Below are 17,081 nucleotides of genomic sequence, written 5' to 3'. Positions count from 1 at the left end.
AATAACTTATCTTTGTGCTCGATTTGTATGAAAAAATTAGTCGTTATCCCAACTTTCAACGAGAAAGAAAACATTGCTGATATTATAAAAGCTGTAATGGATTTGCAGCAGGATTTTCATATTCTGGTGGTAGATGATTCCTCTCCGGACGGTACTGCCAGTATTGTAGAGGATCTTATGCCTGTTTACACAGGGAAGGTTTTTCTTAGTGTAAGACAAGTAAAAGACGGATTAGGGAAGGCTTATATCCATGGGTTTAAATGGGCTTTGGAGAATGGTTATGATTATATATTCGAGATGGATGCCGATTTTTCGCACAACCCAAATGATTTACCAAAACTATATGAAGCTTGCCAGGATGCTGATATGACTATCGGATCGCGTTATTCCAAAGGAGTAAATGTGGTAAACTGGCCTATGGGCAGAGTATTGCTTTCTTACTTTGCTTCCAAGTATGTACGTTTTATTTTGGGAGTACCAATTCATGATACGACTGCCGGATTTGTATGTTTCTCCAGAAAAGTGCTGGAAGAAATAGGTTTAGACAAAATTAAACTAAGAGGTTATGGATTTCAGATCGAGATGAAATTCCGGACCTATAAAAAAGGCTTTAAAATTGTTGAAGTCCCTATTATTTTTACAGACAGAACTAAGGGTGAATCAAAAATGAGTGCAAACATTTTTCAGGAGGCTTTATTCGGAGTGCTCAACCTGAAGTGGAAAAGTATAATAAACAGATTATGAGAAAACTATTTTTTTTCATATTTATAGTGTTCCTTTCTGCATGCTCGCAGGTGGATAAACCAAAGAAGCTTATTTCTAAAGACGAAATGGCGGATATTTTTGTGGAGATGGCCATTTATGATGGAGCATTGAATATAAATCCGCAAGCTAATATGGAGGGAACAAGCAAATATATTTTGCAGCAACATAAAATTACAGGAACTGTTTTTATGGATAGCTATAACTATTACATATCCCAAAAACAAATGGAATCTATTTTTGAATCGGCAGAAAAGAAGTTGATGAAAAAGGATCCGAAACTGGAAGCATATATTAAAAAGAAAAATAAAGGAACTGAAGTTCCGAAATAACATATGGAGAAGTTTTTTGAAGTAGAACAATTTTCAGCAAAAGGTAAGGCCAGAGCTGGTGTTATTACAACAGATCATGGTAAAATACAGACGCCTATATTTATGCCGGTGGGTACTGTAGCAACAGTGAAAACTGTTCATCAGAGAGAACTGAGAGACGATATTAAAGCTCAGATTATCCTGGGAAATACTTATCACCTGTACCTGAGGCCAGGTATGGAGGTTATGCAAAATGCAGGCGGTTTACATAAATTTATGAACTGGAACGGTCCTATTCTTACAGATAGTGGTGGTTTTCAAGTTTTTTCACTGGCTTCCAGCCGTAAGATGACTGAAGAAGGTGTGAAATTCAAATCTCATATCGACGGAAGTTATCATTTTATCTCACCTGAAGTTTCTATGGAAATTCAGCGTAAAATTGGTGCAGATATTTTTATGGCATTTGATGAATGTACTCCATATCCATGTGAATACAATCAGGCAAAGCTTTCTATGGAACTTACGCATAGATGGCTGAAGAGATGTATTGAATGGACGGAAAATAATCCCGAATATTATGGACACAAACAAAGATTGTTTCCGATCGTTCAGGGATCTGTATATTCGGATCTTAGAAAAGCTTCTGCGGAAGTTATTGCTGAGGCAGGAGCTGAAGGAAACGCCATTGGTGGCCTTTCTGTTGGTGAACCGGAAGAGGAAATGTACAGAATTACAGATGAAGTAACAGATATTCTTCCTAAAGATAAACCTCGTTATCTGATGGGGGTTGGGACACCATGGAATATTCTAGAATCTATAGGTAATGGTATCGATATGATGGATTGTGTAATGCCGACCCGTAATGCCAGAAATGGTATGTTGTTCACATGGGGTGGTGTTATCAATATCAAGAACGAAAAATGGAAGAATGATTTTTCTCCGCTAGACGAATTTGGTACATCATATGTAGATCAGGAATATACAAAAGCATATGTAAGACACTTATTCTCAGCAAGAGAATATTTAGGAAAACAGATTGCTTCTATTCATAATCTTGCTTTTTATTTAGATTTGGTAAAAGTCGCAAGAGAACATATCTTAGCAGGAGATTTCTATGAATGGAAAGATAGCATTATTCCACAACTAAAAAGCAGAATGTAGTCCTTGAAGATTATAGATAAATATATTATCCGGAAATTCCTGGGAACCCTGGGATTTATGTTGGCATTGCTGTCTATTATTGTATTGGTGATAGACGTTCAGGCAAAGATTCCGCGTATTGAAAGTAATGGTTTTACAACAAGTTACTTTCTGATCCATTTTTATCCATACTGGTTAGTATATCTTGTTATAACCTTTATGTCTATTCTGGTATTTATTTCGGTTATTTTCTTTACATCGAGAATGGCCAATAATACCGAAATTGTAGCTATTATTAGTAGTGGAGCCAGCTTTCACAGATTTGCCAAGCCTTATCTTATTGCCGCTTTATTACTGGCATTTTCTGCACTGGCAATTAATCACTTTATATTGCCATGGGCGAATATTAAGAAAAATAAGCTAATCATCTATACCTATAGTGCGGCCAATAGAAGTAAATTTACGGATAGCCGTCAGATTTCTACACAGTTATCGCCTACAGAGTATGTTTTTATCAATAGCTATAATCCTAAAGAGAAAAGAGGTTTCTCCTATCTTTATCAGAAATTTGATAAAAACAGACGACTGATTTATCAGCTTACTTCAAGTGATATGGTGTGGGAAGAAAAGAAGAAAAGCTTCATGCTGACCAATTATTACGAAAAGTGGGTGAATAAAGATGATACCGAAAAACTAGCTAAAGGAGATACAAAGTACCAGAAGCTGGGGGCATCTCCTGAAGAAATTTTCCCGGATGAACTTGTCGGTGAAAACAAGACAACACCCGAACTTATTAAGTTTATCAATAACGAAAGAAGGAAAGGTAATGCAAATGTTGCCGCCTATCAGAATGAGCTGCATCTGCGTACTGCCATGCCTTTTTCTATTATTATACTAACCTTTTTGGCACTATCACTTTCTTCCCAGAAGAAAAGAGGAGGACTTGGAGCAAACCTGGCAATTGGTATTGCCCTGGCCTTTGTCTTTGTCTTCTCATTCGAAGTGCTGAAACTGGTTTCCTCTTCACAAACTTTATCACCTTTGGTGGCTATGTGGCTCCCGAATATTGTATTTGCTCCGATTGCGTTCTATCTATACTGGAAGCGTGCTAATCAATAAAGCAGGGTGATTTCTTTGTGGAAAAACTTTTTCATTTCGTTTTCATTTTCCAGTTCTACATTTAGATAACCGTCTTTGTCAACATATCTTATGATGCCATTTTGTCTGATATTGTTAATCTCAAACACGGATATCTGGTCTTTTCGGAACAATGCCTCATTGTATCGTGCCAACACTTCTTCATCTGAAGGAAACTGAACAAGATGCTCAGAAAAATGATTGTGCATATTTTCTGCAAACTGATGCAGGTCGAAGCTTAAACCAGTTTGTGTCTTTATAGAACCCGCTTTTGTAATCTCCTCAAAATTATCCTGAAGAACATTTACTCCAAAACCTGCAATATAATAATCTACATGTTCCACTGTAATTTTCTCTATGAGAATTCCCACAATTTTTTTATTTTGCAGAATTATATCGTTGGGCCACTTCACTTTTGCCTCTTTATCGGTAATTTTGACAATAAAGTCACGAAGTAACAAAGCGGTATAGAAGTTGAATAGATTTGGAGACAATCTCACTAGCTTTGTTGGTAAGATAAAAGAGTAAGCCACGTTCTTATCTTTTGGAATTTTCCAGGTGTTGCCATATTGTCCACGTCCTTTGGTCTGGTCAAATGTATATACGGAGGATATTCCTGTAGCGTTTGGATTTGCAAGTTCAGAAACGATATCGTTTGTGGATCCAACACTTGGAAGGTAAAGCAGGCTGTTCATTTTTTAAAGCTAATTAAAGAGGATTTGAGATAAAAAAAAGTAACTTTGCAAATATTACAATTTTTTGAATGAGTAAAAATACAGAAAAACAGCAACTAATAGACAAAATACTAGAAGCGATTCAGGATACTAAAGGTGAGGATATCCAAGTTCTTGATCTCTCGCATATTGAAAATACAGTTGCCGATACATTTATTATATGTAGTGCCAATTCTAATACACAGGTTTCAGCAATCGCAGGAAATGTAGAAAAGAAAGTAAGAAATGAACTACAGGATCGTCCATGGCATGTGGAAGGTGCTGAAAACTCATTGTGGGTATTAGTAGACTATGTATCGGTTGTTGTGCATATCTTCCAAAGACATATTCGTGAATATTACGATATTGAAAGCCTTTGGGGGGATGCCAAAGTCACAAAAATAGAATCTTAACAGAGAGAACGCTCTCCTAATTATTTAAAAGAAGTAATGAAAAGTAAAGGATTTAATTGGTTTTATTTAATCTTTGCAGCAGTATTGCTTATGCTTTTCCTTCCTGGTTTAATGTCTTCATCGGACACCAGAAAACTAGATGAGAAAAGTTTTTATGCATTATTGAGTCAAAATAAAATCAAAAATGTTGTCGTATTAAAAGATACAGACGTTGCTCAGGTTTTTTTAACGCCTGAAGCTAAAAATGATCCTGCATTGGCTAAGAAGAAAACGACTCCGTCGCCAATGATGGGATTCATGAAAGAAAACCCGGATTTTACTGTAAATATTGGTGACCTGAAGTATTTTCAGGAACGCTATAATGCTATCACAGATAAAGATTCAAATATCAAATCTAAACTTACGTTCGATACGGAAAGCTCTCCATGGAGTAGTTTCCTTATGAATATTCTGGTTTGGGTAGGTATTATGGTTTTATTCTATTATATCTTCTTCAGAAAGATAGCTGGTGGCTCAGGTGGGGCTGGTGGCCAAATCTTTAACATTGGAAAATCGAGAGCGAAACTTTTTGATGAAAAAGAAAAAGTAAACGTTAGCTTCAAAGATGTTGCTGGTTTAGAAGGTGCTAAAGAAGAAGTACAGGAAGTTGTAGACTTTCTGAAAAACTCTGAAAAATACACCAAGTTAGGAGGTAAAATACCAAAAGGTGTTCTTTTAGTAGGCCCTCCGGGAACAGGTAAAACCTTATTGGCAAAAGCTGTAGCAGGTGAAGCAAAAGTTCCTTTCTTCTCACTTTCAGGTTCTGATTTTGTGGAAATGTTTGTAGGGGTAGGAGCATCCAGGGTACGTGACCTTTTTGCACAGGCAAAAGCAAAATCTCCGGCGATTATATTTATCGATGAGATTGATGCTATTGGTAGAGCCAGAGGCCGTGGAAATATTACAGGTGGCAACGACGAAAGAGAAAATACACTAAACCAGTTGTTGACAGAAATGGATGGTTTCGGTACTGATACCAACGTTATTGTAATGGCAGCTACTAACCGTGCAGATATCCTGGATAAAGCATTAATGCGTGCAGGACGTTTTGACAGATCTATTTATGTGGATCTTCCGGAATTGCACGAGCGTAAGCAAATCTTTAATGTTCACCTTAAAAAAATTAAACTGGATTCTTCTGTAGATGTTGACTTCCTAGCGAAGCAAACACCTGGATTCAGTGGGGCTGATATTGCCAATGTTTGTAATGAAGCTGCTCTTATCGCAGCTAGAAACGGGCATGAATCTGTTAATAAACAAGACTTCCTGGATGCTGTAGACAGAATTATTGGTGGTCTTGAAAAGAAAAATAAAGCAATTAAGCCATCTGAAAAACGCAGAGTTGCTTTCCATGAAGCAGGTCACGCTACTGTTAGCTGGTTGGTAGAACATGCAGCACCTTTACTGAAGGTTACAATTGTACCAAGAGGACGTTCTCTTGGAGCAGCATGGTATCTTCCGGAAGAAAGACAACTTACTACAACTGAACAAATGCTGGACGAGATGTGTGCAACATTAGGTGGTAGAGCTGCAGAGCAGGTTGTATTCGGAAATATTTCTACAGGTGCCCTTTCCGATTTGGAAAGAGTAACTAAGCAGGCACAGGCAATGGTAACAATCTACGGACTAAGTGATGCTGTAGGTAACCTGTCATATTATGACAGCTCAGGTCAGCAGGAATATTCTTTTGGAAAACCATATTCAGAAGAAACCGCTAAGCTTATAGATAAGGAAATTTCCAAAATTGTAGAGTCTCAGTATCAGAGAGCTGTAGAAATTCTTTCAACTCATCGCAATAAATTGGATGCTTTAGCGTCTAAGTTATTAGATAAGGAAGTTATTTTTAGAGAAGATCTGGAAGAAATCTTTGGAAAAAGAGCCTGGGATCCGGAGTTAACAGAGCAACCACTTTCTGCAACGACAGAGAATGATACTGTTAGCCCAATAAATGAGGAAGCAAAAGAGCTTTAATTAAAAATAATTTTTATTTTTGTTAGGCTAATTAAAAATATTCAGATTGAGCATTTTTAAAAAAATTGTTAATAAACTGTTTAATAAAGACGAGGAGGAGGAAATAACTTCTGTTCGTCTGGGGGATCAACTGAAAAATGCTGATCTCGACTATAAATTTGCTCAACTTTTCACACATTCAGGAGGTTATTTTAACTATTGTGCGGACGAGGCAGAGGCTCTTCAAGCTTTGAATAGTATACTCAAACTTGAACAGGTAAAATCTGTTTTCTGCTGCGACGAAGATTTACAAAGCTTCCTGGATGTTGTAAAAGTTCCTTACACCGAAAGTCTGGAACTTGTAAATGATACTGCCTTTATTTCATGCGAATATCTTATCGCTTTCGATGGCAGAATCATGTTGTCTTATAATAATATCAGACATTTTCCTTCATCTTCATTACCCGAGAAGATCATTATTATAGCAAACGTCTCTCAGATTGTTGCTAACCTCAACGACGCTATGATGAAAGTTAAGCGCAGAGGAACCCTGAAAAATCTTACATCAATTAGTGGAAATATTTCCAAATTAGATTCTCCTAACCCGGATAATACTAAACTTTTCTTACTTTTGCTGGAAGATTAAAAGGCATCATTTTGGATAAAAACCTCATACAGCGTCTTATTTCAGGACTGATATACGGATTGGTTATTTTTCTGTGTACAACCCATTACGGCTCCACACTTATTTTAAAAACATTTTCAGTATCTGTTAATCAGTCTTATCTGTATTACGGACTGATGACTTTTTTTGTAATCGTTGGCGTTTATGAATGTGTGAAGATTACAAAATTGAAATCCTGGTTATGGATTCTTATAACCGTTATTCTTGGCGGATACATCTATTACAGATTTTCTTATAAATTTTTCTATCAGTATTTCTATTTAGGAATTAACATGATGGATATTTTTGGCATTATACTGATGGCATTGGCCATGATTACTATTTTCAAGTTTCCGCAGGAAATTAAAAATGATAATGGTAAAATGATCTTTACTATCCTGTATGTAACAATTCCTTTTGGTTTTGCACTTGGGTTACCAGACTTTTTACCTTATGATACCCACTTCAGCTGGGAGGCTTTTATGCTGTTTGTCCTGATCTGGAGTAGCGATTCTTTTGCATATTTTGCCGGTAGATTGTTTGGTAAGCATAAAATGGCACCAACGATCAGTCCTAAAAAAACATGGGAAGGTTTTGCCGGTGGTGTTATATGTACAGTGATTTTAGGGTATTTTATTGAATATAAATTCCCTGAAATGAAAGGAAACTGGATGGTGGTTGGACTTTTAGTTGCTATCTTTGCACCGTTGGGAGATTTGGTAGAGTCACAGCTCAAAAGAACTTTCAAAGTAAAAGATTCGGGGAATATAATCCCGGGACACGGAGGTGTATTGGACAGGCTGGACAGCTTTATACTTTGCGCTCCTGTCGTTTATATTTATTTTATGATTTTAACAAGGTTTTAGATGAAATTTCACAAAGAAGGTAAAGGTACTTTACTTACGGTTTTATTAGCCATTATTATTATTTCAGGAGTTAGTATCTACTTTCTGGAGATGTGGTCATTGCTTATTATTATACCATTACTGGTACTATATGGTTTTGTAATGTGGTTCTTCAGAGATCCTGAAAGAGATATTCTGGATCAGGTGGATAATGTTATTGCTCCGGTAGATGGTAAAGTAGTAATGATAAAGAAGGTCTTCGAAGGAGAAGTTCTTCAGCAGGAATGTCTGCAGATTTCTATTTTTATGTCACCACTTAATGTACACGTTTGCCGTTATCCGGTTACAGGGGAGGTAACATATAAGAAATACCATAAAGGTAAATATCTGGTTGCATGGCATGAGAAATCCTCTGAGCTTAATGAAAGAACAACTATGGCAGTTAAAACTTTAACAGGTGCTAATGTTGTATTCAGACAGATTGCAGGATATGTGGCTAGACGTATCGTATTCTACCCGGAAATCGGAGATTCTGCAAAAGCCGGACACGAATATGGTTTTATTAAATTCGGGTCCAGAATGGACGTTTTCCTGCCTTTAGATACAGAAGTAATCTGTAAAATAGGAGATATTACAAAAGGAGGTATAGATGTTATTGCAAAGCTTCCTACGGAAAATAAATAAATCTTCGTTAGCAAGATTAGAATAATAAAAAAGCAGGTCCCATTTTCAGGACCTGTTTTTTTGTTGTATTTTTAACTCATGGCAAAAGCATTAATTTCACAACAGAACTATTATACAGATGTTGAATTGGATTCTTACAGAGTTCATGTAGATGAACCTAAGAATGTCGGAGGTCAGAATCTTGGCCCAAAACCAACAGAACTTTTAGATGCAGCACTGGCTTCATGTACGGCAATTACACTAAAAATGTATGCAGACCGTAAACAATGGGAACTTGGTGATTTGTATGTAGAAGCTAAGAGAATAGTAAACACAAAAGGAGAAAACACTTTCAGAATAAGTTTATCAACAAATGTTGAGCTTAGCGACGAACAGAAAGATAAGCTTCTGGAAATAGCAGACAAATGCCCTGTGCATAAAATGCTGGACCAGAATGATATGAAAACTTCCTGGATTTAAGAAAGGAAGCAGTACGAATTCTGGGATTATACCATAAGTTTAGTTAATCAAGATAAAAAAAAGATTTTGTCTTAAGTCTTCTGGTATCGGAAGTTTTTAATACTCTATGCTAGGATAACGTTCTTCTGGAACGCTATGATTTTTAATTATTAGAATCTATAGAGATAAAGTTCCTAAAGGAACTTTTGTCTATTATAAGGAACTTTTTTGTGTAAAATTCATGTTATTATATGTTAGCTCCGGAGGAGCTTGATCTGTGTAAAAACAGATGCGCCAGTAAGTAAGTATTCCAGAGGAATACTATCTGAAAACAGGAATTATCTATTTCTCATCAGAATTTGTATATGATCCACCAATAAAATAAAGCCTGGCTAAATTAAATATAAAGGCACAAAAGAAATTTCTTTTGTGCCTTATAAAATATTTTAGTTTTTTGTCAGACTTGATTAATCAAAGTTCTGAAGATCTACTAATTTACGGTATACACTATTATTGTCCATCAGATTATGATGGGTACCCTGCTCAACAATAACACCTCTTTCCATCACAACGATCCAGTCTGCTTTCTGGATTGTCGACAGTCTGTGGGCAATCACCAGAGAGGTTCTGTTTTCCATCATTTTTTCCAAAGCTTCCTGTACAAAACGTTCAGACTCTGTATCCAGAGCCGATGTAGCCTCATCCAGAATCATAATTGGTGGATTCTTCAGCACGGCACGGGCAATTGAAACTCTTTGTTTCTGACCCCCGGATAGCTTGTTCCCATCGTCTCCAATATTGGTTTCATAGCCGTCGGGAAGACTTTCTATAAACTGATGTGCATTAGCAATTTTTGCAGCTTCAATAATTTCCTCACGGGTAGCATTTTCTTTACCCATGGCAATATTGTTATAGATTGTATCATTGAATAATACTGATTCCTGAGTTACCATACCCAGAATAGCTCGGTATTCCTTTAATTTCAAGTCTTTAATATTGTTGCCGTCTACTGTTATAGTGCCTTCAGTTACATCATAGAAACGAGCCAGAAGGTTGGCTATCGTTGTTTTTCCGCTACCACTTTGTCCTACCAGAGCAACAGTACTGCCTTTTGGAATACTAAGATTAAAGTTTTTCAGAATCAGATTTTCCTTGTTATAATAGAAACCTACGTTTTTGAACTCAATACGATCTTTCAGCTCAGAAACCGGAATAGGATTCGCTATTTCGTCAACCTTAACATCGGCATCTAATATGTCCATTACTCTTACAAGCGACGCTTCACCTTTTTGGATATTGGATATAGATGTTGCTAAGCTCTTTGCAGGAGGTAAGATCTGAAAGAACATACCCAGAAAAACTAAAAAGTCCTGTGGCTGCATATTCTTATTTACCAGAATCTGGTAACCTCCGTACCATGTAATAATAAGGAAAGTAATAGCTCCTAAGAATTCACTCATAGGAGAGGCGAGCTCTCTTTTTCTGCCAAGACTGATGGAGTGATTGATCCATTTGGTCATTGAACCGGTAAAACGATTGTCGAGTAGCTTATCGGCATTGAAAATCTTAATAATCTTTGCGGACTTCAGTGTTTCATCTACGATGGAGAAAACATTCCCCAATTCATTCTGTGCTTTGTGAGAATCCTTTTTCAGACTTTTCCCTATAAGAGAAATTAATGTTCCCATTACAGGTAATACAAGTAAACTGAAAAGTGTTAACTGTGGATTTAAAAAGAATAAAGAAGCCAGTGTACCTATTAACATAAACGGTGAGTTTACGAGGTCTACAAGGCTTCCCAGAATATTATTTTCTACTTCGCCGACATCATTAGACATTCTGGACATAAGATCTCCTTTTCTTTGCTCCGAAAAGAAAGATACAGGAAGCGTAAGAATCTTTCTGTACATAGATCCTCTAAGATCTTTTGTTACTCCAACGCGGTAGAAGATCAGAAGGTAAGCTCCAAGATAACGGACAATGTTTCTCAGAAAGAAAGCAACGCCGGTAATAATACAAAGCCAAAGCAATACATTTAAACTGCCATGCTTTTCTATTTCATTATTAATAAAAGTGTAGAGCGTCCTTTTAAGGTTGTCGGAAAAACCGTCGCCTTTTATTTCCTGCTTTTCTGTACCGAAGAGTATTCCCAGTACAGGTAAAAGCGTTCCGATGGATGCTATCTGAAGTAGAGAGTATAAAATGTTGAAGAATAAACTCCCGTAAATATATTTTTGGTGTGGTTTAGCAAATTTTAGAATCCTAAAGTATAAGTTCATCAATTTTTAGATTAAGCTACAAATGTAATGCATTTACATTTACTATACAGCATACATGAAAAAACCGTCCTTCTCAGGACGGTTCTCACTCAAAAAAATCGTTGTAAGTCTACCGGAATCTGTCTACAGATTTTACAAGTTTCTCATCTTTTTTAATGTAGATGTTTGCTATAATCAAACCTACAATTGCGATGAGCGGAAATGTTAACTCAATACCCTTCTCAGGAAAACTAATTCCTCCGGGTAAGTTTAGTAGCCAGTAAGCCAATAAGCCGATCAACAAGGCGTTTATAAAAATGCTGATATTATTCAGCAAGATTTGTCTTTTTCTGTTTTTATAACTGAAAATGCTTAGCAAAGAGATTAATATCAATATGACTGTTGCAATAGTTATAACAGGAGTTGTTCCTAATACGTCTACATCCTGCCCTGTATAAAATAAAAAAACAGCGGCTAATACAGCAAGAAACATCCAGATAGTTTGTATTCTTTGAAGCATCTATGCAATTAATTTATGCAAAAGTAATAATATTTTTTTGGTTTTTATAAAAAATGTGTAGATTTGCATTACACAGAATCGCAAAATGGACATTATCAATCTGATAGGTTCACTCTCATAAAGATTTTAAATTACAATTTTATACCTTACATACATTATTAATTTCATATGTTTGACATTGAAAGTCTAAAGTCAAAATCGGATACCGAATTGACGAAAATCTCAAAAGATTTAGGTATTGGTGTGAAGAAAACTTCCGATATTAACGAAAAAATTTACGCTATATTGGATTTTCAGGCATCCAACCCTCAAACGATTAAGGATTACCTCGGACCACAGGATAAAGGAAATGATGCCGGAAATGAAGAAGCTGCACAACCTAAGAAAAGAGGAAGGAAGCCTGCTGCCAAAGCTGAAGTTGTAAAAACTCCAGAGGAACCGGCTAAGCCTGAAGCGCCTGTAAAGGAAGTTAGAAAGAAGGCCGAGACTACTAAAGCTGAAGTTCCTGTAGAGGAGGCTGCTAAAGTTACCGAGGAAATTAGTCAGCCAGAAAAAAAGCAAAGAAGAAGAGTTACCAAAACTCCACCGCCTGTAGAGGCAAAGACAACACCGGAAGAAACTGCTCCGGAAGCTTCAGAACCTGTTGAAGTTGTGGCACCTGCCAAAAAAGAAACACAAGCTGTTCCTCAGCAAAAAAATAACAACCAGAACAATAACAACAATAATCAGAATAGACAACATCACCATAATCAAAACAGAAATAATGGTGATGCAAAACATTCTGAACCTCAGAAGAAAGAATATAGCTTCGATGGTATTGTAACTGTGGAAGGTGTTCTGGAAATTTTACCAGATAATTATGGATTCCTTAGATCTTCAGACTTTAGTTATATCTCGTCTCCGGATGATGTATATGTGTCTACAAGTCAGATTAAGAACTACGGATTAAAAACTGGTGATACCGTAAAAGGTATTGTTCGTTTGCCTAAAGAAGGAGAGAAGTATTTCTCTTTACAACGTCCTACAGAAGTAAACGGGAGAGATCTTGCTTATATTAAGGACAGAGTAGCTTTCGAATTTTTAACGCCACTTTTCCCACAGGAGAAATTTAACCTGGCTGGAAAAAATGCAACACTATCAACAAGAATTGTAGACCTTTTTGCACCAATTGGTAAAGGACAGCGTGCGATGATCGTAGCACAGCCTAAAACTGGTAAAACAATGTTGTTGAAGGATATTGCCAACAGCATTTCTGCAAACCACCCGGAAGCCTATATGATGGTCTTACTAATTGACGAAAGACCTGAAGAAGTTACCGATATGCAGAGAAGCGTAAATGCGGAAGTTATTGCATCTACATTCGACGAAGCTGCTGACAAGCACGTAAAAGTTGCCAATCTGGTATTGTCTAAAGCGCAGAGGCTTGTAGAATGTGGTCATGATGTAGTAATCCTTCTGGATTCTATTACACGTTTGGCTAGAGCTTACAACACAGTAACTCCTGCATCCGGGAAAATACTTTCTGGTGGTGTGGATGCTAATGCATTGCATAAGCCAAAGAGATTCTTTGGTGCAGCGAGAAAAATTGAAGGTGGTGGTTCGTTAACTATTATTGCAACTGCATTAATTGATACAGGTTCTAAAATGGACGAAGTGATCTTTGAAGAATTCAAAGGAACAGGTAACATGGAACTTCAATTAGACAGAAAAATCGCGAACAAGCGTATTTACCCTGCTGTAGATCTTATCTCTTCCAGTACACGTAGAGACGATTTATTACTTGACGAGGTAACCCAGCAAAGAATGTGGATTATGCGTAAGTATCTTGCAGATATGAATCCTGTAGAAGCGATGGAGTTTGTAAAAAAACACATGCAGTCTACTGTAAATAATGAAGAGTTCTTAATGTCCATGAACAAATAGTCATGAAGATTTTTCTTAAAATATTACCTGCGTTTTTGTTGCTACTTTCAGTAGCAGCAAAGGCTCAGCTAACAGTACACCCAATGGTGCATGCCGGATATGCTTATCAGAACCAAAGCTTTGGAGAAGTAGGCGGGCGTCTATTATTTTTAACCAACGACGATACTCTTTTCAGAGTAGGAGCAGCCGCAATGATGGGTGAGACTAATGGTAAGTTTGCTGTTATGCCAAAAGTACAGGCAGATATTTTATTGAACTTCGAAAAGAACGTAGATATTTTTCACTCATGGTATTTTCTCCTAGGTGCTGAAAGTACGAACAAGTATATTGCACCAAAAGCAGGATTCAGCCTTTTCGGGATTATAGATCTTACCGGAGGTTATGCCTTTAATTACGGAGATGCTACTTTAAACGGGAAACAGTTGAAAGGCTTTAATTTTAATCTGACTTTTAATATTCCTTTAGTAGCTTTATCTAAAAAATAGCACGATTTCTTTTATTAAAAGTTGGTGTTATTAAATAATTTTATAATTTAGCAGTTCAAACAAACAAATAATATTACTATAAGCAGGAAGTTTACTTTAAAACAATGATTCGAAGAGATGGCAAAATAATTTTGCTACTGCTTTTCGGCATTTTAAAGTAAATGAATAATGAAGACACTGCCAGATAGTAAACTTATTGCTGATTTTCAAAAAGGAAATGAAGCAGCTTTGGAAATCCTCTTAAAGCGCCACCAACGCGAAATTTTCACTTTTATTTTTTACAAATTAGGAGACGAAGACCTCGCCAATGATGTTTTTCAGGATACTTTCATGAAAATTATTGTGACCCTGAAAGAAGGGCGCTATAAAGATGAAGGCAAATTCTCATTATGGGCTAAACGTATTGCTCATAATCTGGTTATTGACCACTACAGACAAAAATCAAAAAACTTCAAGATATCCGAATCTTCTTATGATAATGAAGAATTCTCTATTTTCGACATCATAAAGGAACCTGATGCGAATATAGAAGATAGGCTAATCCAGATTCAGATTAATGATGATCTGTACAAAATGATAGAATGCCTTCCGGAAAATCAAAGAGAAGTGTTGGAACTCCGCTTCTTTAAAGAATTAAGTTTTAAAGAAATTGCCGAACATACCAATTCAAGTATTAATACGACCTTAGGCAGGGTGCGCTATGCACTTATTAACCTACGGAAAATGATGGAGGAACATCAAATTATCCTTACTAAATAATAAATTGAAAATCGGTGCGTTATATAGATATAATAACGAAACGATTTTCTATGAAACAACTCGACTCTTTAGGAAAGGCTAAGTTCAAGCCAAGAAAATCTACAATAGATTTCTTGTTAAGCTATTCCAAAAATATTAAAATAGTGGATACACGTACTATAAAAGTTGTATTCTCTAAAAACTAACTAGCAATTTTCTTTAAATTTGTGTCTGAATTTTACATTATGAAATTTAGACACATTTTTTTTGACCTTGACAATACTTTGTGGGACCACCGCAAGAATGCATATTTAACACTTAAGGATCTTTTCAACCGCAAAGAGATAAATAGTCTTTATGGAATAGACTTTGAAGAATTTCATAACAAATATGATGAAATTAATGAGAGATTATGGGAACAGATAAGAGATGGTGAAATTGATAAGGAATATCTAAGACAACATCGCTTCTATGATACCTTCCTGTTCTTTGGTGTAGACAATACGGAACTGGCTGAGCATTTTGAAATAAATTTCCTTGATGAAATTGTTGGTTACAACGAACTTGTAGACGGAACAAAGGAAGTGCTAGACTATCTTAAAGATAAAAATTACAATATCCATATTATTTCGAATGGCTTTTATGATGTTACTCACCGTAAAATAAAAGGTTCGGGCTTAACTCCTTACTTTGAAACCATAACAAGTGCAGATGATGTAGGCGTAAGAAAACCAAATCCAAAAATATTTGAGTTCGCATTGGGAAAAGCTAACGCTCAGAAAGAAGAAAGTATTCTGATAGGAGACGATTGGATTGCTGATGTAAAAGGCTCACAAGGATTCGGTATGGATGTTATTTTCTTTGATGCTTTGAAAGAAGATAAGCAAGAAGAAAAACTAAAATCTGTAAAACATCTTTTGGATATAAAAAGCTTTCTGTAAACGAAGTGTATACTTCAGTTTTTGAAAAACTAAGATTATTCTCCTTTCTCTAGAAATTAAATATTGCTTTAATATAGAAACGTCATAGGCTTTCAAAACCTATGACGTTTTTCTTTAATTTCTTTTGTAATTTATAAATAATTCCCGCCAGAGATTTATACAGGAAGCGCAGAAACCTGGTGTTGATCTCTGAACTTTGTAAAATAATCCAGGGTGTATTCCGGGCAGGCTCCTTCTTGTGCAGTAATAAATGCACCCAGTGCGACAGCCTGGTGCATAATCTGTTGAGCAGAAGTACCTGTTTCTAAGCGTTTGGATAAAAAGCCGGCAAGAAAAGAATCGCCGCTGCCTACGGTATCTTTTACTTCAACAGACACTGTTGGATACAAATAGAAGTTATCTTTATTGGCATATAATGCTCCTTTGCTGCCTTTAGAAACAATTATTTCCTTCATACCAAATACATCCTGGAGATATTGTATACTGTCTTTTTCGGTAACGTAATCTTTACCCATAAAATCCAGCATCATGCGAAGCTCCGCTTTGTTGAACTTTGCCAACTGAGTCCTGTGCAATAAGTCTTTAATCAAGTGTATATCGTAATAAGGAGGACGCAGGTTAATATCGAATACATTATAATTGCTGGCTTCTGTTAACTCGAACAATGTATTTTTGGATTTTTCATTTCTGGCGGCCAATGTTCCGAATACCAATGCATCAGTTTCTGTTAGGAGGTTTAGATCTGCAGGTCTGGTTTCAATATAATCCCAGGCTACATGCTGAATGATATCATAGTGGGCATCATTATTCTCATCTATAGTAGCTACGACTGTACTGGTAGGATATTGGTCATTTATCTGAATCCCATTAATAGGAATGTTCCAGTTTTGGATTTTTTCCAGTAATTCACTTCCTAAGTGATCACTACCAACGCTGCTAATCATATGAGCATCTACACCCATTCTGGAAAGGTGGTAAGCGACATTAAACGGAGCTCCTCCGGCTCTTTGCTGCCCTCCCGGAAATATATCCCATAATACTTCGCCATAGCAGGCAACTTTTATTTTATTTTCTTTCATTATAATTATTTAATAGCCTTTTCGGTTATGAATGATTTCTT

The 17,081-nt window shown here is 36.3% G+C and carries 19 protein-coding genes; 15 read left to right on the top strand and 4 right to left on the bottom strand.

Features of this window, described 5'->3' with window-relative positions:
- The first annotated feature begins 27 nt into the window (after positions 1 to 27).
- The 4 genes from AYC65_RS16400 to AYC65_RS16385 are packed head-to-tail and all read left to right on the top strand — an operon-like array spanning position 28 to position 3,332.
- Positions 28 to 744, top strand: a complete 717-nt coding sequence (locus AYC65_RS16400) for a polyprenol monophosphomannose synthase (RefSeq protein ID WP_034869938.1) — start codon at positions 28 to 30, stop codon at positions 742 to 744.
- Positions 741 to 1,094, top strand: coding sequence for a DUF4296 domain-containing protein (locus AYC65_RS16395; protein ID WP_034869985.1), 354 nt, complete (start codon positions 741 to 743; stop codon positions 1,092 to 1,094). The genes AYC65_RS16400 and AYC65_RS16395 overlap by 4 nt, the downstream gene beginning before the upstream one ends.
- Positions 1,095 to 1,097: 3 nt before the next feature.
- The gene (gene tgt / locus AYC65_RS16390) at positions 1,098 to 2,234 is read left to right on the top strand and encodes a tRNA guanosine(34) transglycosylase Tgt (RefSeq protein WP_034869940.1); all 1,137 of its coding nucleotides are present in this window, start codon (positions 1,098 to 1,100) and stop codon (positions 2,232 to 2,234) included.
- 3 nt (positions 2,235 to 2,237) lie between these two features.
- Positions 2,238 to 3,332 carry an LptF/LptG family permease gene (locus AYC65_RS16385; protein WP_034869941.1) on the top strand — a complete coding sequence of 365 codons (1,095 nt, stop codon included), beginning with the start codon at positions 2,238 to 2,240 and terminating at the stop codon, positions 3,330 to 3,332.
- Here AYC65_RS16385 and AYC65_RS16380 read toward each other — a convergent pair.
- Positions 3,326 to 4,045 carry a biotin--[acetyl-CoA-carboxylase] ligase gene (locus AYC65_RS16380; protein ID WP_034869943.1) on the bottom strand — a complete coding sequence of 240 codons (720 nt, stop codon included), beginning with the start codon at positions 4,043 to 4,045 and terminating at the stop codon, positions 3,326 to 3,328. The two genes, AYC65_RS16385 and AYC65_RS16380, sit on opposite strands and share 7 nt — an antisense overlap.
- Before the next feature lie 68 nt (positions 4,046 to 4,113).
- Between AYC65_RS16380 and rsfS the strand changes: the two genes are divergently transcribed.
- From rsfS to AYC65_RS16350, 6 genes are all read left to right on the top strand, one after another.
- Entirely contained in the window at positions 4,114 to 4,476 is a 363-nt protein-coding gene (gene rsfS / locus AYC65_RS16375; protein ID WP_009086569.1) for a ribosome silencing factor, read from the top strand.
- Positions 4,477 to 4,512: 36 nt separating this feature from the next.
- On the top strand, positions 4,513 to 6,486 hold the full coding sequence (gene ftsH / locus AYC65_RS16370; protein WP_034869944.1) for an ATP-dependent zinc metalloprotease FtsH: 1,974 nt from the start codon (positions 4,513 to 4,515) through the stop codon (positions 6,484 to 6,486).
- 46 nt (positions 6,487 to 6,532) lie between these two features.
- Positions 6,533 to 7,111, top strand: a complete 579-nt coding sequence (locus tag AYC65_RS16365; protein ID WP_034869945.1) for an LUD domain-containing protein — start codon at positions 6,533 to 6,535, stop codon at positions 7,109 to 7,111.
- Positions 7,112 to 7,122: 11 nt separating this feature from the next.
- Positions 7,123 to 7,995: a phosphatidate cytidylyltransferase gene (locus AYC65_RS16360; protein ID WP_034869947.1), complete on the top strand. Its 873-nt coding sequence runs from the start codon at positions 7,123 to 7,125 to the stop codon at positions 7,993 to 7,995.
- Positions 7,996 to 8,658 carry a phosphatidylserine decarboxylase family protein gene (locus AYC65_RS16355; RefSeq protein ID WP_034869948.1) on the top strand — a complete coding sequence of 221 codons (663 nt, stop codon included), beginning with the start codon at positions 7,996 to 7,998 and terminating at the stop codon, positions 8,656 to 8,658.
- A 78-nt stretch (positions 8,659 to 8,736) separates the two neighbouring features.
- Positions 8,737 to 9,117, top strand: coding sequence for an OsmC family protein (locus AYC65_RS16350; protein ID WP_034869949.1), 381 nt, complete (start codon positions 8,737 to 8,739; stop codon positions 9,115 to 9,117).
- A gap of 446 nt (positions 9,118 to 9,563) precedes the next feature.
- Here the strand turns inward: AYC65_RS16350 and AYC65_RS16345 are convergent, their stop codons facing one another.
- Together AYC65_RS16345 and AYC65_RS16340 are read right to left on the bottom strand one after the other, a co-directional pair.
- A complete protein-coding gene (locus AYC65_RS16345) occupies positions 9,564 to 11,375 on the bottom strand; it encodes an ABC transporter ATP-binding protein (protein ID WP_034869950.1) in 1,812 nt (603 codons plus the stop codon).
- Between the two features lie 109 nt (positions 11,376 to 11,484).
- Positions 11,485 to 11,874, bottom strand: a complete 390-nt coding sequence (locus AYC65_RS16340) for a DUF4293 family protein (protein WP_034869951.1) — start codon at positions 11,872 to 11,874, stop codon at positions 11,485 to 11,487.
- A 168-nt stretch (positions 11,875 to 12,042) separates the two neighbouring features.
- Between AYC65_RS16340 and rho the strand changes: the two genes are divergently transcribed.
- From rho to AYC65_RS16320, 5 genes are all read left to right on the top strand, one after another.
- Complete coding sequence (gene rho, locus AYC65_RS16335; RefSeq protein ID WP_034869952.1) at positions 12,043 to 13,797, top strand: transcription termination factor Rho; 1,755 nt, start codon at positions 12,043 to 12,045, stop codon at positions 13,795 to 13,797.
- Between the two features lie 2 nt (positions 13,798 to 13,799).
- Entirely contained in the window at positions 13,800 to 14,282 is a 483-nt protein-coding gene (locus AYC65_RS16330; RefSeq protein WP_034869954.1) for a hypothetical protein, read from the top strand.
- Between the two features lie 168 nt (positions 14,283 to 14,450).
- On the top strand, positions 14,451 to 15,041 hold the full coding sequence (locus AYC65_RS16325; protein ID WP_034869956.1) for an RNA polymerase sigma factor: 591 nt from the start codon (positions 14,451 to 14,453) through the stop codon (positions 15,039 to 15,041).
- A gap of 50 nt (positions 15,042 to 15,091) precedes the next feature.
- Positions 15,092 to 15,226: a hypothetical protein gene (locus AYC65_RS21205; RefSeq protein WP_256379382.1), complete on the top strand. Its 135-nt coding sequence runs from the start codon at positions 15,092 to 15,094 to the stop codon at positions 15,224 to 15,226.
- A 39-nt stretch (positions 15,227 to 15,265) separates the two neighbouring features.
- Positions 15,266 to 15,961, top strand: a complete 696-nt coding sequence (locus tag AYC65_RS16320; RefSeq protein ID WP_034869957.1) for a YjjG family noncanonical pyrimidine nucleotidase — start codon at positions 15,266 to 15,268, stop codon at positions 15,959 to 15,961.
- Between the two features lie 155 nt (positions 15,962 to 16,116).
- Here AYC65_RS16320 and AYC65_RS16315 read toward each other — a convergent pair whose 3' ends face one another.
- Positions 16,117 to 17,040, bottom strand: coding sequence for a carbohydrate kinase family protein (locus tag AYC65_RS16315; RefSeq protein WP_034869958.1), 924 nt, complete (start codon positions 17,038 to 17,040; stop codon positions 16,117 to 16,119).
- Positions 17,041 to 17,081 lie beyond the last annotated feature (41 nt).

Origin of the sequence: Elizabethkingia bruuniana, assembly GCF_002024805.1 — a bacterium.
GTDB lineage: Bacteria > Bacteroidota > Bacteroidia > Flavobacteriales > Weeksellaceae > Elizabethkingia > Elizabethkingia bruuniana.
The sequence above is the reverse complement of the archived record's forward strand: the minus strand, read 5'-3'. Positions and strand labels throughout refer to the sequence as shown.

Bases quoted from the DNA above. Each gene is read 5' to 3' on its own strand.
- AYC65_RS16400 (WP_034869938.1), top strand. From the start codon at position 28: ATGAAAAAATTAGTCGTTATCCCAACTTTCAACGAGAAAGAAAACATT.
- AYC65_RS16395 (WP_034869985.1), top strand. From the start codon at position 741: ATGAGAAAACTATTTTTTTTCATATTTATAGTGTTCCTTTCTGCATGC.
- tgt (WP_034869940.1), top strand. From the start codon at position 1,098: ATGGAGAAGTTTTTTGAAGTAGAACAATTTTCAGCAAAAGGTAAGGCC.
- AYC65_RS16380 (WP_034869943.1), bottom strand. From the start codon at position 4,045: ATGAACAGCCTGCTTTACCTTCCAAGTGTTGGATCCACAAACGATATC.
- rsfS (WP_009086569.1), top strand. From the start codon at position 4,114: ATGAGTAAAAATACAGAAAAACAGCAACTAATAGACAAAATACTAGAA.
- ftsH (WP_034869944.1), top strand. From the start codon at position 4,513: ATGAAAAGTAAAGGATTTAATTGGTTTTATTTAATCTTTGCAGCAGTA.
- AYC65_RS16355 (WP_034869948.1), top strand. From the start codon at position 7,996: ATGAAATTTCACAAAGAAGGTAAAGGTACTTTACTTACGGTTTTATTA.
- AYC65_RS16350 (WP_034869949.1), top strand. From the start codon at position 8,737: ATGGCAAAAGCATTAATTTCACAACAGAACTATTATACAGATGTTGAA.
- AYC65_RS16345 (WP_034869950.1), bottom strand. From the start codon at position 11,375: ATGAACTTATACTTTAGGATTCTAAAATTTGCTAAACCACACCAAAAA.
- AYC65_RS16340 (WP_034869951.1), bottom strand. From the start codon at position 11,874: ATGCTTCAAAGAATACAAACTATCTGGATGTTTCTTGCTGTATTAGCC.
- rho (WP_034869952.1), top strand. From the start codon at position 12,043: ATGTTTGACATTGAAAGTCTAAAGTCAAAATCGGATACCGAATTGACG.
- AYC65_RS16330 (WP_034869954.1), top strand. From the start codon at position 13,800: ATGAAGATTTTTCTTAAAATATTACCTGCGTTTTTGTTGCTACTTTCA.
- AYC65_RS16325 (WP_034869956.1), top strand. From the start codon at position 14,451: ATGAAGACACTGCCAGATAGTAAACTTATTGCTGATTTTCAAAAAGGA.
- AYC65_RS21205 (WP_256379382.1), top strand. From the start codon at position 15,092: ATGAAACAACTCGACTCTTTAGGAAAGGCTAAGTTCAAGCCAAGAAAA.
- AYC65_RS16320 (WP_034869957.1), top strand. From the start codon at position 15,266: ATGAAATTTAGACACATTTTTTTTGACCTTGACAATACTTTGTGGGAC.
- AYC65_RS16315 (WP_034869958.1), bottom strand. From the start codon at position 17,040: ATGAAAGAAAATAAAATAAAAGTTGCCTGCTATGGCGAAGTATTATGG.